The 13,059-nt window shown below is 57.9% G+C and carries 12 protein-coding genes and 2 pseudogenes; 10 read left to right on the top strand and 4 right to left on the bottom strand.

All coding sequences use genetic code 11. The annotated features are described in order from the left end of the window. The first annotated feature begins 487 nt into the window (after window positions 1-487). Both XI09_RS15140 and XI09_RS15135 read left to right on the top strand, forming a co-directional pair. A pseudogene (locus XI09_RS15140) lies at window positions 488-848 on the top strand (TrbI/VirB10 family protein). Window positions 849-857: 9 nt separating this feature from the next. Then, window positions 858-1,100 carry a DUF2274 domain-containing protein gene (locus tag XI09_RS15135; RefSeq protein ID WP_271567530.1) on the top strand — a complete coding sequence of 81 codons (243 nt, stop codon included), beginning with the start codon at window positions 858-860 and terminating at the stop codon, window positions 1,098-1,100. Between the two features lie 189 nt (window positions 1,101-1,289). Here the strand turns inward: XI09_RS15135 and XI09_RS15130 are convergent, their stop codons facing one another. The 4 genes from XI09_RS15130 to XI09_RS15115 form a co-directional block, all read right to left on the bottom strand. Continuing rightward, window positions 1,290-2,198 carry a TauD/TfdA dioxygenase family protein gene (locus tag XI09_RS15130; protein ID WP_271567529.1) on the bottom strand — a complete coding sequence of 303 codons (909 nt, stop codon included), beginning with the start codon at window positions 2,196-2,198 and terminating at the stop codon, window positions 1,290-1,292. 597 nt (window positions 2,199-2,795) lie between these two features. Beyond that, the gene (locus tag XI09_RS15125; protein ID WP_202633122.1) at window positions 2,796-3,086 is read right to left on the bottom strand and encodes a hypothetical protein; all 291 of its coding nucleotides are present in this window, start codon (window positions 3,084-3,086) and stop codon (window positions 2,796-2,798) included. Window positions 3,087-3,863: 777 nt separating this feature from the next. Continuing rightward, a complete protein-coding gene (locus XI09_RS15120; protein ID WP_245570194.1) occupies window positions 3,864-3,977 on the bottom strand; it encodes an FMN-binding negative transcriptional regulator in 114 nt (37 codons plus the stop codon). Window positions 3,978-5,501: 1,524 nt separating this feature from the next. After that, on the bottom strand, window positions 5,502-6,140 hold the full coding sequence (locus XI09_RS15115) for a GntR family transcriptional regulator (RefSeq protein WP_442869593.1): 639 nt from the start codon (window positions 6,138-6,140) through the stop codon (window positions 5,502-5,504). Between the two features lie 123 nt (window positions 6,141-6,263). On the opposite strand from XI09_RS15115, the gene bioB reads away from it, so the two are divergent. The 8 genes and pseudogenes from bioB (at window position 6,264) to panC (ending at window position 12,714) form a co-directional block, all read left to right on the top strand. Then, window positions 6,264-7,316, top strand: coding sequence for a biotin synthase BioB (bioB, locus tag XI09_RS15110; protein ID WP_097669513.1), 1,053 nt, complete (start codon window positions 6,264-6,266; stop codon window positions 7,314-7,316). Window positions 7,317-7,440: 124 nt separating this feature from the next. Beyond that, window positions 7,441-8,427 (top strand): annotated as a pseudogene (locus tag XI09_RS15105) (8-amino-7-oxononanoate synthase). Then, window positions 8,409-9,041 (top strand): dethiobiotin synthase, encoded by a 633-nt coding sequence (bioD, locus tag XI09_RS15100; RefSeq protein ID WP_271567527.1) that lies wholly within the window; start codon window positions 8,409-8,411, stop codon window positions 9,039-9,041. Before XI09_RS15105 ends, bioD begins: the two are co-directional and overlap by 19 nt. Then, window positions 9,041-10,303 (top strand): adenosylmethionine--8-amino-7-oxononanoate transaminase, encoded by a 1,263-nt coding sequence (locus XI09_RS15095; protein WP_271567526.1) that lies wholly within the window; start codon window positions 9,041-9,043, stop codon window positions 10,301-10,303. Before bioD ends, XI09_RS15095 begins: the two co-directional genes overlap by 1 nt. After that, window positions 10,281-10,508: a hypothetical protein gene (locus XI09_RS15090; RefSeq protein WP_271567525.1), complete on the top strand. Its 228-nt coding sequence runs from the start codon at window positions 10,281-10,283 to the stop codon at window positions 10,506-10,508. Before XI09_RS15095 ends, XI09_RS15090 begins: the two co-directional genes overlap by 23 nt. Window positions 10,509-10,545: 37 nt before the next feature. Then, window positions 10,546-10,980, top strand: coding sequence for an aspartate 1-decarboxylase (panD, locus tag XI09_RS15085; RefSeq protein WP_097669503.1), 435 nt, complete (start codon window positions 10,546-10,548; stop codon window positions 10,978-10,980). After that, window positions 10,977-11,888, top strand: coding sequence for a 3-methyl-2-oxobutanoate hydroxymethyltransferase (gene panB / locus XI09_RS15080; protein ID WP_097669504.1), 912 nt, complete (start codon window positions 10,977-10,979; stop codon window positions 11,886-11,888). The genes panD and panB overlap by 4 nt, the downstream gene beginning before the upstream one ends. Beyond that, a complete protein-coding gene (gene panC / locus XI09_RS15075; RefSeq protein ID WP_271567524.1) occupies window positions 11,863-12,714 on the top strand; it encodes a pantoate--beta-alanine ligase in 852 nt (283 codons plus the stop codon). The genes panB and panC overlap by 26 nt, the downstream gene beginning before the upstream one ends. The last annotated feature ends 345 nt before the right edge of the window (window positions 12,715-13,059 follow it).

The following is a 13,059-nucleotide window of genomic DNA, read 5'->3' as shown; positions in this document are numbered from 1 at the left end:
CCATAGCTGACGGAAGGCGGCATTCGCTTTCTGCCGTGGCGTGGGCGTGCGGCTCACCATGTTGCCAAGCGGCCGCCGGCACCGGTCGGGAATGCTACGGCGCGTATTCCCGAACCGATCATCGGCGCCATGCTGCGCTGGTCGCTCAAATACCTCGATGTCTTTGCGCCGGATGTCTCGGAGGCACGAACGGAGCTCGATGCCCGTGAAGCCCGTTGTGAGCGACGGATGGCAAAGGACGTGCAGAGCGGAGAAGCGTCGCCGAGACTTATCGAGCGCGGATGGCCAAATGGCTCGAGGCGCGCCGGATGGCCGGCAGAGGTGTACCGATCTGGGAGCGCGCTCCTAATGTCGCCCGCCGCATCGACCCGCAAACCGGCGCTGAGACCCCTCCGTACAATCTTCACCTGATGCGCCTGCACGTTGGCGCTCCCGGGAGCGGCCGTATCAGCCAGTCCGAACCGACCGCACGTGATCGGCATCTACGATAGCCAGGTCACCTTCGGCCAGTCCCCTGCTCGTCTGCACACGGCTGATCAAGCCGAATATACGTTCTATCGTTCTCGCGCGGCAGCTTGGCGCTGATACTGCCGGGTATGCAGGTCTCGAAGATCAGGTCGACAATCATTGGGGCGAGCTGTTCAAAGCTGCGGCACTATCGACGTTTCTGGCGATCGGAACTGAACTGGGGGCCGGCTCAGGCATTGCGACACGGTGCCTCGGGCTCACTAAACCAGACCGGGCAGCAGGTCGTTCGCCGCAGTCTCAGCATCCAGCCTACTCTGACCGTGCGACCTGGCTTCCTGGTTCGTGTTCTTGTCAATCATGACCTCATACTTACGCCGTAGGGTGACAACATGCCAAAACTCAAAATAGGAGAGCTTCCAGACGACAAGCCTGTCAAAGTGAGTACGGAGCTGCCCGCGGCCGTGCATCGTGATCTCGTTGCGTATGCAGAAGCGCTTACGCGTCAAGGTAGTCAAGTGGTCGATCCGACTAAACTCATCGCCCCCATATTGGGGCGCTTTATGGCCACGGATCGAGGAGTTTCTAAACTGAAACGTGAAGGCCACGTACCGGACGCTGGCGATGGACAGTAATGCTCAAGGTTTCTCGAAGCCGTTGGTCGACGTTAAAATAGACGCGATGCATCAACCTGGCGCTGCCGAGTTGGCGCTAAGAGCTGAGATATCGTGTCGGAAAGTGTGTTCCCGCGTCTGCCCGAAACAACTCCCATTACCAGGTTTTCTCGGTTTTCAGACGCGAGAGCGCTGGGCGTCGACGTGCAGTTATTCGGTCACCTTCAGGCGCGTTACACTGCTCCGGCCATCGACGCTGACAGGCACGTCGCCCTCGATCGTGGCCCTACGTACGACGCGATGCTGGTCCCCGTAATCGTTGACCGCGTAATGCTGCGTTGCGCGGTTATCCCATATCGCAATATCGCCCTCCAACCAGTTCCAGCGCACAGTGTTTTCGGGCGCGGTGACGTGAGACTGGAACAGATCGAACAGCTTTTGTCCGTCGTATTTGGGGACGTCAACAAAGTGCTTCACCAAAGCGCCGAGCACTAGCGTCCGCTCGCCTGTTTCGGGGTGAACGCGTACGACGGGATGCTCGGTCTCCAAAACCGTTCTGGTGAATACCTCGTCAAAGTGTTTCTTGTCGACCTCGCGGACACGCGCGATGCCGGCGTAATCGAAAACGTTGCTATGAACGGCCCATAGGCCCTCGGCAAGCCGTTGTAGCGGCGGCGGCAGATCAAGATAAGCGGCAGCCGTGTTCGACCACACGGTGTCGCCTCCGAACGGTGGCATTACAACGGCCCGCAGGACCAAAATCTTGGGATAGGCGTCGGCGAAGGTCCCATCCGCATGCCAAACGTCGGCGCGGCCGCCGCCGCGAGTGGAGTCCAGTTCGAGGAGCGACGCCGTCCCCTTGGTGGCACCGAGCATCGGATGTGGCACTAGCTTTCCGAGACGAGCGGCAAAGCGCTCCTGCTCGGCGTCATTGAGATGCCCCTGATTGCGGAAGAAGATCACTTTGTGCTCAAGCAATAAGTTGTTGATCGCGGCGATAGCCTGATCCGGTAGATCGCCTGATAGCTTGATATTTATGACTTCGGCACCGATGCGCGCTGCACATTTCACAACATCGGTGCTCGGAATGACGCCACCGACCAAAGCCATTGTGTTCATCTTTCTTTTCCAAGCCTTTGTAGTTCTTCCTCGCCTCCTGGAGCGAATGATCTTCAGCAAGCATCGTGCCAAGCGAAAGACGACATGTACTCGCCAAAGGGCACTGAACGAATCGCGGTATTTGGCGCGAGTCATCGAACTGAGCCGATGGCTGGGCCGAGTGGCGAAAGAACTCGATCGACGACCTCACCCTTCGATTGTCGAATCGTGAAGACGTAACGGAGAGCAGGAGCGCGCCAACGGCAGATCTTCAGTTATGTTTTTGTGATCATCAATGGTGTTGAGAAAAGCAATGCTTCTGTAAAATTGCTAATATTTCATGATGGTCGTGAATCATGTAGTTGGGTCTTGCCGGGCTCAAGCGCGCTTCGAAAACAAATTCTCCCACGATTGATACGTTGATATGACCGAGATTGCGGGCAATTTCCGTCTCAACTAGCATATCGCCCACGATGACAGTTCTTTCTGGGATAATCATTGATCTGCATATACAAGCGCAGCCGGTCTTGCTTGCCCATGCTAGTTGCGCGGCTCAAATGCCAAAATGTCGCTGACATGAGTCTCATTCGAAGTCGTTGCGCTTGTGCGCGAACTAGTTCAACAATTGATTGCTGACAATGACGGTTTGAACGGCTCTCTGATCAGCGGGGAACAAGACATTTCACGCCCCTTTACGCCTTTGCGTAAGGCAGCGTTGCGCGCTAAGAATTCGTAGGTGTCGTGAAAAATGGCGCCATCCTTGCCATGCACGAGCTCGATTTCATCTCTCGACATACCCGGATTGCGGAAAAGAATGGAGAAAGGGAGCTCAAACTCCTCTCGAAACCTATCCATATCGATCGTTGCGCGGCTGAACCCGCCCAAAATGGCATTGACCGTTTGCAACATCGCATTTGCGTGATCGAGGAGTATGCCATTCCAGTTGAAATAAAATGGCGGATTTCATGCGTGAACCTCGGCACGTCATCGCGCGGTAATGTGTTCGAGACTAGGAATTTGCTGGTCTACATGTCTGGAGTGGTCGTAGTAGATATGTCCGAACAGAGCTGGAAGGGGTGTACCGCACGTTAGTGAGCTGAACGGGAGCACCGTTCTTCCTGTGGTTTGGAGAGTGTGAGCATTGCTGTTTTTGTGGGCTCTGTTTCTGAATCGATTTGTTTTAAGCCATGCCATGCTAGGCGGTGCTGGGAAAGCCACAATGCCGAATGGGCGTTCGAAAGTCTCAACACTTACTATGCGCGCTGTACTGGACCTGACGCGACATTGCGTCTCTGTTAGAATACGTACAAGCGTCTACACAGTGCGTAAGTTTGGAGCTGATCGTTCCGTAAGTGAATTTCGCGAGGTAATTGATGGCCCGCCCGCTGGAGCCTGTGAGAGCTGTAGATGTAAGATCGCTCTCTGTCGAGCGTCGCGGTTGGCGGGGCATGCACATTGTCGTCTCAGTCCTGAACCAAGATAAGAGCTGCAACTTCCTTGGTCCCGCGCCAGTTTGCTCGCCGCTAGGCCCTTAGCGATACCAATGCGATCAGGCGCGGGGCGGTTTTGGCTCATCTTGCGCTTGCCTTCGACCATGGTGATCGGGATGCGCGCGCCGACGATTTCACGCAACTGAGCGGCGATGAAATCCGCGGGAGCATCGCTGACGGCCCAAGGCGTCGCGCGTCACGTCTCATGGATATTCGTCAGACGCGTCACGATCTCGAGCAGGCGATTGGGATCCTCGAAGAACTCAATCGGCCTATTGGCGTGAACCGCGATGTAGTTCCATGTCGGCACCACATGTTCAGCTTGTCGCTTGCTGGATACTAGGATGGCGTCACATAAGCCTCTGCGCCAGATCGCAAGAGCTTCTCCGATCGAGGCCGTGCCATTGCGGATTACAGCGCGTCGTGTTCGCCTTCAAGTGGCCCATCTGAGCAGCGGATTGTCGCTCAAATGTTCTCGGGGTCGTCGTCTCGAAAGTGGGGTGATATGTACATGAAGGCTCTCCGTTGGCAGTCGTCGAGATAAACCCAAGTCAATATGCTGAAAACTGCCAGTTTCGGTCGTTCCCGGAGAGCTTCTTCGCTTCCTCGCAGCCCGATTTGAGAATCTTGTGGAACACCTCGATTTTCCACCTCAGCGCATACCATTCGAGCTTCTCAACGGCGTCCTTGCGTGACTGAACGGGCAGGTCGGTGATCAGTTTCCACTCGATTTTCTTTCTGTTCTTCAGTGTCCCGCCTTCCGCATGAAGCCGGCGGAACCGGAGGAGATCACGCAGCTTTAGCCGCGCAGATCTTGCTCACTTAGGTTGCAAATTCAATCTTTGGACACGGGCTTCGTCCGAGCCGCGATTCGGTCGCTTCTCCTACAGGCGCTTGGCGTCTCAGCGTCGTCGAATCCGTGGCACCCGAAGCTTTCGCCTTACTTGGCGGTCCAGTTCGTGATCGAGCCGCGCGGATCCGGAACGATACCATGCGCTCCAGTTACAGCTTCCAAACGGCATCTTGCTCATGGACAGCCTGGATACGGCAAGATCCTCGTGGTCGACGCGCCCGTCGCCATCTCGAGAGACTAGCCTTCAGGTTTGACCTGAGCGAACTCGGAGGCCCCTTCGCCATCAGACGACTGTTTCCATGAGACAGGCGTTCGAACAAGCGAAGCGCAGCGCGCCTTCGCTGCGGATCTTAGAGGAGATTGATGTCTTTCGCCGGTGCGCGGACCCTTGGAGGAACTGACGGAGCTCCACCGGATGGCTTATACCAGTCAGTACAATCGTCTTGCCCTCGTAGCTGCTGAACGGATCGCAGGCCAGATATGACAACCGTCCAAGTAATTCGTGTTTGCTGCGCTGTCGAGGGGTTGATGTGCGAGACGTCGCATCGCCGCGACCGGCTCGATCCAGGGCAATTCGGGGACGTGCATCAGGCTTACGAGCCGACATCCGCCAAGGCCGCGAATCGAAGCTCTCGCAGTGGTCGTACCCGTTCGATCGATTCTTTGTAGCGATCGTGCACCCTTATGGGCGGCGATCTCAGAATCATTCTCGAATTCATCGTAAGCAACGAGTCGATGTCATTACCGAGCTGATCGGCCTTTGCGGTTGCGCGCGATCTCGAGCCGTCGTGCATGTGGGACGGCGGTAAGAACCGAGAGTCCGTCGGCGATTCGACGATGTGGTCTTGTTTTGGCTGTCAATAGGACGATGTGGCGAATCATAGCTGGCTCTGGCTCGTGTGAGATGAAGGCTGATCGCAGGGCAATCTTGGTATCGTGCCAGCGACGGACGCCGCATGGTTGCGATTGCATTGTTGTCCCTCATAATGACGCCGGGAGGACGAGGCGCTCAATGGTTTGAATGTGACGCGCAAGCAGATCGCAGGCTTGATCGATATTGCGCGATCGTAATGCTTGCAGAATCAAGCGGTGATCCTGATTGGAGCGCGGACACCATCCGGCACTGCGCGCCATCGCGAACACCAGTCGCGAGTTTGCGAGTTGCAGTCCATCGAGGCAGGCGAGCAATCGAGGCATTGCGCAGGGCGCCACAAGGGCGTGATGAAATGCGCGATTCGCGATCTCGAATTCCTGAATTGTGTCCGCATTGTCTGCTTCGATCAGGGCCAGCTCAATCCGCGCCAGATGAGCCGACGTAAGTTTCGGCGAGGCATTCCGCAGCGCGACCACTTCCAACGCGGCGCGCATCTCGGCGATCTCCTTCACCGACTTCGCGTCGAGCGATGCAACGCGCACGCCGCGGCGGGGTGCGGCAACAACGAGATGTTGTGCCTCCAGTTGCCGAAAAGCTTCCCGCACGGGGACGTGGCTCGAGTTGAATTCGCGCGCGATATGGTCCTGCCGCAGCGGTGCGTCTGGTTGTAGCGCGCCGCTGATAATGCGGTGCGCGATCGAATGCGCAATGCGTTGCGCAGTTGTCGCGTTATCGCCCAAAGGCATCATAGATTATCTACTATAAAACATCGTGCGTGGTGGCCAGACGTCAGTTAGCATACCTCGAGATGAGATATGATAGATAATCATAGGGATTATCTATAGTTCGAAGGAGGCCTCGTGGCTCGGATAGCCCCAAGCGCGAAAACAAAATCGGAGGATGGCTGCGACATCGAACCCGTTCGCCACGACTGGACCGTTGGAGAGGCGACGACGCTCTACAACGCGCCGTTCTCCGACCTGATGTTCCGCGCCCAGGCTGTTCACCGCCGCCGCTTTGATCCCAATCATTTGGAGACCGCGAGCCTTCTCAGCCTCAAGACTGGCGGCTGCCCAGAGGATTGCGGTTATTGCTCGCAGAGCGCGCATTATGACACGGGGCTGAAAGCGACGCGGCTGATGGACAAGGTGGATGTGATCGCGGCCGCCGAGCGCGCGAAAGCGGCCGGCGCGGCGCGGTTCTGTATGGCGGCTGCGTGGCGCAGTCCGAAGGACCGGGACCTAGGCCATGTCTGCGAGATGGTCAGCGCGGTGAAGGGTCTCGGAATGGAAACCTGCGTGACGCTCGGAATGGTGACCGCTCCTCAGGCGCAGCGTTTGCGTGAGGCCGGCCTCGACTTCTACAATCACAACGTCGATACCTCGCCCGAATTCTATGGCCAGATCATCACCACGCGGATCTTGCAGGATCGTATCGACACGCTCACTGAGGTGCGCGCGGCGGGCATCAAGGTCTGCAGCGGCGGCATCATCGGCATGGGGGAGCGCGTCGTGGACCGGATCGCCATGCTGGTGCTGCTCGCAAATCTTCCGAGCCATCCGGATAGCGTGCCGATCAACCTCTGGAACGAGGTCAAGGGCGTGCCGGTCATGGAAACCGCGGAACGCCCCGATCCAATCTCCCTCGCGCGTCTCGTCGCGGTCGCACGCATCCTGATGCCACAAAGCGTGGTGCGGCTGTCCGCCGGGCGGCAATACATGACCGACGAATTGCAGACGCTGTGCTTTCTCGCCGGCGCTAACTCGATCTTTATCGGCGACGCGCTTCTAACCACGCGCAACTCGCAGCGCGAGCGCGACATGGAGTTGCTCGAGCGGCTCGGCATCAAATCCAGCCTCGACCAGGCGCGGCCGGTCAACAGGCAATCTGCGCCGGCCAACGATAGCGTTCACAGTAATTGACGCCCAAAGCGGCGTCCGCCGCCCTTGAGAACCCCTTGAAGAATGCCAGGAAGAAGCGGGGCTTCGCGATAGCGACTGCCCAAATGATTTACGCAAGCACCCCTACTACACGCGGGATTGATTGATGACTTCAACACGCGCGGGCAAGGTGGCCACTTATCACGCCGCCTTGCGGGCCCTGAACGAGCAGGACGGGCTGCGGCGCCTAGCGCCGCGTTCGGGCATTGATTTTGGATCGAATGACTATCTCGCACTGGCGAGTGCACCGCGCATAAAGAAGGCTATGGCGGCAGCGCTGGAATCCGGCACTCCAATCGGGGCCGGCGGGTCACGCCTCCTGCGCGGAAATTGCGACGAGCACGAACGTCTCGAACTGGAGGCCGCGCACCTTTTCGGAGCCGAGACGGCGCTGTTTTTCAGCGACGGATATGTGGCGAATTTTGCGATCCTGTTGCCTCAACGGGGCGATCTGCTGGTACTCGATTCGCTCGTGCACGCGAGCATTCACGAAGGCGCACGGTCCGGACGAGCCGAGTTTCGCGAAAGCGCTCACAACGCCCCGACGTCGGTCGAAAACACAATCCGCGACTGGCGAGTGAAAGGTGGGACGGGCCGCGTCTGGATCGTGGCTGAAAGTCTGTACAGCACGGACGGCGACTTCGCGCCGCTCAAGGAGCTTGTCGCAATCGCCGACAGGCATGATGCGTTTCTTTTGGTAGACGAAGCTCATGCCACTGGCGTGTATGGTGAGCAGGGAAAGGGGCTGACCGCCCCCCTACGAAGGGCGCGAGAACCTGGTGGTCGTTCATCCGTGCGGCAAGGCGTTGGGCGCCGCCGGTGCCCTCGTCACCGCGAGCCGGGTGCTGCGCGACTTCATGGTCAACCGCTTGGTCGCCTTCACGGCGACAACGCGCGCGCCATGAAACTGGCATCGATGCTGCAGGCTCGCGGATCCGACGTTCGCGGAATCCGACCACCGACTGTGCCGGCGGGCACAGATCGGCTGCGAATCTCCCTGACGCTGAATGTCCGAGAGGATGATGTGCGTGCGTTGCTCGATGCTTTGATGGAAGAAACCGGAAGCGAGGCAAGATGGCTCGGCGATTCGTAGTCACCGGCACCGACACTGAGGTCGGCAAGACGATCTTTTCCGCAGGAGTCGTCGATTTTCTTGATGCCTATTATTGGAAACCTGTCCAGGCTGGTCTTCGAGGGGAGATCGATTCCCAGGTCGTTAAACGACTGGCTGAACTTCCAGACGATCGGATTGTGCCAGAGCGGTATCGTCTTGAGACGCCAGCGTCACCACATCTCGCAGCAGAACTCGATCACCTTCATATCGACGCCACCTCACTCGATGTGCCGGACACCGGGGATCGCCCGCTCGTGATCGAGGGGGCAGGCGGGCTGATGGTACCGCTCAATCGCAACGAACTCTACATCGACGTCTTTGCACGATGGCGGCTGCCAGTCATTCTCTGCGCGCGCACTGCCCTCGGTACCATCAATCATTCGCTGCTTTCGCTCGAGGCCTTGCACAATCGCAACATTGAAATTCGCGGTATCGCGTTCATCGGCGAAGAGAACGTCGACACCGAGAGCACCATTTGCAGGATCGGACAAGTGCGGAAGCTGGGCCGGCTGCCGTGCCTTGTTCCACTCACGGCCAACGCGCTTCGCGCGGCCTTTAAGGCCTCGTTCCATGGGGGTGATTTCGATTCATAATGTGCAAAGCAAAGTCGCGGATCTGGCATCCGTTTACCCAACATGCGCTGCAAGGCGAGATGATAAAGGTTTTGCGCGGCCAGGGCGCATATCTTTACACCGCGGATGACCGTCGCATCATCGACGCGATCGCGTCTTGGTGGGTAGTGACCCATGGCCATTGCCATCCTTACATCGTGAGCGCCATTCAAAAGCAGGCGGAAAAGCTCAACCAGATCATCTTCGCGGGCCACACTCATGAACCCGCCGAAGAGGTTGCATCCCTGCTTCTGAAGCTTGCGCCCCGTGGCCTCGACTACGTCTTCTTCTCCGACAGCGGCTCGACCAGCGTGGAGGTCGCGCTGAAATTGGCGCTCGGCTATTGGCGCAACATAGGCGGGTCGCGCTCACGTATCGTCGTGATGCAGCATTCCTATCATGGCGACACGGTGGGGACGATGTCGGTCGGCGCGCGTGGTGTGTTCAATGCGGCCTACGAACCTCTGCTGTTCGAGGTTACCTCAGTGCCGTTCCCGGCGCTGGGTCATGAACAGGCCACGCTCGACGCGCTCGAGGTCGCGTGTCGCAACGAAAACCCGGCTGCCTTCATCGTCGAGCCCCTGATCCTGGGGGCTGGCGGGATGCTTATGTATCCTGCTTGGGTCCTAAATGAAATGAAACGGATCTGTGAGGCCTCAGGCGTCCTGTTCATTGCCGACGAGGTCATGACTGGCTGGGGGCGCACTGGAACATTATTCGCTTGCGAGCAGGCTGGTGTCACGCCCGACATTGCCTGCTATTCCAAGGGCCTCACGGGTGGCTCTCTTCCGCTTGCGGTGACGCTCTGCCGCGAGGAGATTTTCGACGCACACTATTCGAAAGACCGAACCCGCACCTTCTTCCATTCCAGTTCCTACACGGCAAATCCGGTGGCGTGTGCCGCTGCCAAGGCGAACCTGGATCTCTGGTGTAACCATGAGACCTACGAGCGTGTGGCCTCCGTCGCTGCAATGCAGAAACAGAAAATCGAACCATTTCGCGCGGACGCGCGCTTCGGGAACGTCCGTCAAACTGGTACTATCACAGCACTCGAGCTGAAGGTGTGCGACGAGGGGTACCTCGCCAATATCGGGCCGAGACTGCAGGCGTATTTTAGAGATCGAGATCTGCTGCTGCGCCCGCTTGGCAATACGATCTATGTTATGCCGCCGTATTGTGTCACGTCGGCGGACCTCGAGGAAATCTACGCTGGAGTTAACGATGCAGCCGATGAGCTGGTCTAGAAGCAGGCCGGATCGGTCGTCGATCGCCACACGCGAATCTGCCGAAGTCATTGGCCACGCCCGCATGACCCAACACACCGGCCGAGAAAGTCTTCGTCTGGTGATCGCGCAACCAAAAGGAATTTTCATCCGTTCGCGGGTCATTTTCGAGGCATCGATTTCTTTTTATCTTCGCGGGTTGACAATTTTCTTCCAAGCTCCCTAGGAAGCACCTGGTCCGCAAAGGCTCAACGATATTTCAAATGAGAAAAGTGCTCTCTGCTAAGCTGCACGGCATCCATGTCACAGAGGCCAGTCTTTATTATCCCGGTTCCGTCACCCTCGATCCAGATCGCTGTCACGAGGCGGGCATTCCACCGACGGAGTTCGTGGAGACCTGGAACAAGAACTCCGGGGCACGAATCTCGACTTACGTCATTCTCGGCGTACGCGGCTCACGTTGCTGTGTCCTCAACGGCGCTGCGGCGCGGACCTGCCAAGTCGGCGACCAACTCATTGTTTGCAGTTCGTCCTTCTTGGACGAGCAGAAAATTGTTGAGTTAAGGCCGAAGAGTCGCCCTTTCGATCGCAGCAACCAGATTACTGAACACCTGACATACTCGGTCAGTTCGGAAGCAGCAGGCGACTTCGCGCCGCATAATCGAACTGAAGTCGTCGACGCGATGGGGGTCCAATGAGCCACGTTTTAGAGCCGCCGGTTGAGCGCATCACGATTCCCATGCTGCAGAAGTGGAAGGAGGAGAGCCGGCGTGTCGTCATGACCACTGCCTACGACGCGGTTCTGGCGCGTATCGCGGATCCTTCCGTCGATATAATTCTCGTCGGTGATAGTGTCGGTAACGTTTGCCTTGGATTTGAAAACACGCTACCGGTGAGCGTGGCGATGATGAACCATCATCTGGAAGCCGTTGCACGCAGCAAGCCTCGAGCTTTACTCGTCGCCGATATGCCGTTTCTTAGCTTCCACCTCAGCGTCGAGGAAACCATACGCAATGCCGGCGGATTCCTGCAGCGAGGCGCAGCCGCGGTGAAACTCGAGGGCGGCGGCAAGCGTATCGAGATGGTACGTGCCCTTGTCGATTGCGAGATTCCGGTGATGGGTCATCTGGGCCTTACGCCCCAGAGCGTCAATGTCATGGGCGGCTTCAAGGTGCAGGGCCGGAAAGCGGATGAAGCGCTGCGGTTGCTCGATGATGCTCACCGTCTGCAGGAGGCCGGCTGTTTCGCTTTGGTGTTGGAAGGCATTCCGGCCGAGCTTGCTGCTCGAGCAACCGACTCCTTGACAATACCGACGATCGGAATCGGCGCCGGCCCGGACTGTTCGGGGCAGGTGCTCGTGTTTCACGACGTGCTGGGCCTGACCGAAGGTCAACGCCCCAAATTCGTTCGCGCCTATGCGGAAGGCTTCCAGCAGTTGCATGATGCGCTTTCGCGCTGGGCCGCGGATGTCCGCAGTGGTGCATTCCCGGGACCGCAAGAGTCCTATCGACTTCCTGAAGGCGTCGGCGAGGCAATTACCAACTGGGCGCCGTCCAACCCAAACCGATGTAAAGGTCGACATGCAAACAATCACGACGGTCGCTGAGCTTCGCCGTACTCTCGCAAAAGCCCGCAGTGCCGATCAACGGGTCGGATTCGTGCCGACAATGGGCTATCTCCACGATGGCCACTTGGCGCTGATCGCGGCGAGCCAGGCGCAATGCGACGTCACGGTCGTCAGCATCTTCGTCAACCCCACTCAGTTCGGACCAAACGAGGATCTCAGCATCTATCCGCGCGACTTCTTGCGCGATGAGGGACTGTGCCGCGATGCCGGGGTTGCGATCCTCTTTGCGCCGGATGCACAGGAAGTCTATCCGAGCCATTTCGAGACTTTCATTGAACCGGGCGACCTAGCGAAACCTCTGTGCGGAGCATTCAGGCCTGGACATTTTCGCGGTGTCGCGACTGTCGTATGCAAGTTGTTCAACATGGTGCAGCCCGACGTCGTGTTTTTTGGCCAGAAGGATTTTCAGCAATGTGCAGTCGTGCGTCGCATGGCGGTTGATCTCAATCTCCCCATCGAGATCGTCACCGTACCAACCGTTCGCGAACAGGATGGGCTCGCGATGAGCAGTCGCAACCGGTATCTCAGCAAGGAAGAACGTCAGCGGGCCCTTACGATCAATCGTGGGCTATCCGCCGCGCTCGATGAATTTCGCTCTGGAGAGCGCAACGTAGAAAGGCTGATTGCTATCGCCAAGGGGCATTTAGAGGCAGTTGACCGACTGCAGTATCTTGAACTTGTCGACGGTGACACGCTCAACACCGCCGATAGTCCACTGCGACGCCCCGCGGCGCTTTGTGCGGCAGCCTACGTCGGCTCGACCCGGCTGATCGACAACGTAATACTGGCGTCGCCAACTCCGTAGCGCAATGCGTAGTCAAACCGTACGCAGCATATTGAGCTGGAAGAAGTGCTCAAGGCCAACTGTTTACAGACGTGTCGACCTGGTAGCAAAGGGCGAACCCCGAGCCGACGTTGTTCAGCGAGTTAGCGATGCGATAGGGGGTGCTTGCGGAATATTGTGGGACCGAGAACTTTGCGTCTGGCAACATCACAAGTTTCTCGCGGCTGCGACCAGAGACCGTTTCGACAAACCTTGGTATAGTGTTTTGCAGCCCATGCTATATTACCGACTTACCTTTGTAGAGTTGAGCGCCCGTCAGGTCGTCTGTACTTTCGATGTCGAACCTGGATCATTCGATCGACGAGT

The organism is Bradyrhizobium sp. CCBAU 11386, assembly GCF_028128955.1.
In the GTDB taxonomy this organism is placed as follows: Bacteria; Pseudomonadota; Alphaproteobacteria; order Rhizobiales; family Xanthobacteraceae; genus Bradyrhizobium.
This window is presented reverse-complemented; position numbering and strand designations above follow the sequence as displayed.

Bases quoted from the DNA above. Each gene is read 5' to 3' on its own strand.
- panD (WP_097669503.1), top strand. From the start codon at position 10,546: ATGAGAAAAGTGCTCTCTGCTAAGCTGCACGGCATCCATGTCACAGAG.
- XI09_RS15090 (WP_271567525.1), top strand. From the start codon at position 10,281: ATGCAGCCGATGAGCTGGTCTAGAAGCAGGCCGGATCGGTCGTCGATC.
- XI09_RS15115 (WP_442869593.1), bottom strand. From the start codon at position 6,140: ATGCCTTTGGGCGATAACGCGACAACTGCGCAACGCATTGCGCATTCG.
- XI09_RS15095 (WP_271567526.1), top strand. From the start codon at position 9,041: ATGTGCAAAGCAAAGTCGCGGATCTGGCATCCGTTTACCCAACATGCG.
- bioD (WP_271567527.1), top strand. From the start codon at position 8,409: ATGGCTCGGCGATTCGTAGTCACCGGCACCGACACTGAGGTCGGCAAG.
- XI09_RS15135 (WP_271567530.1), top strand. From the start codon at position 858: ATGCCAAAACTCAAAATAGGAGAGCTTCCAGACGACAAGCCTGTCAAA.
- XI09_RS15125 (WP_202633122.1), bottom strand. From the start codon at position 3,086: ATGTTGCAAACGGTCAATGCCATTTTGGGCGGGTTCAGCCGCGCAACG.
- XI09_RS15130 (WP_271567529.1), bottom strand. From the start codon at position 2,198: ATGAACACAATGGCTTTGGTCGGTGGCGTCATTCCGAGCACCGATGTT.
- panB (WP_097669504.1), top strand. From the start codon at position 10,977: ATGAGCCACGTTTTAGAGCCGCCGGTTGAGCGCATCACGATTCCCATG.
- panC (WP_271567524.1), top strand. From the start codon at position 11,863: ATGCAAACAATCACGACGGTCGCTGAGCTTCGCCGTACTCTCGCAAAA.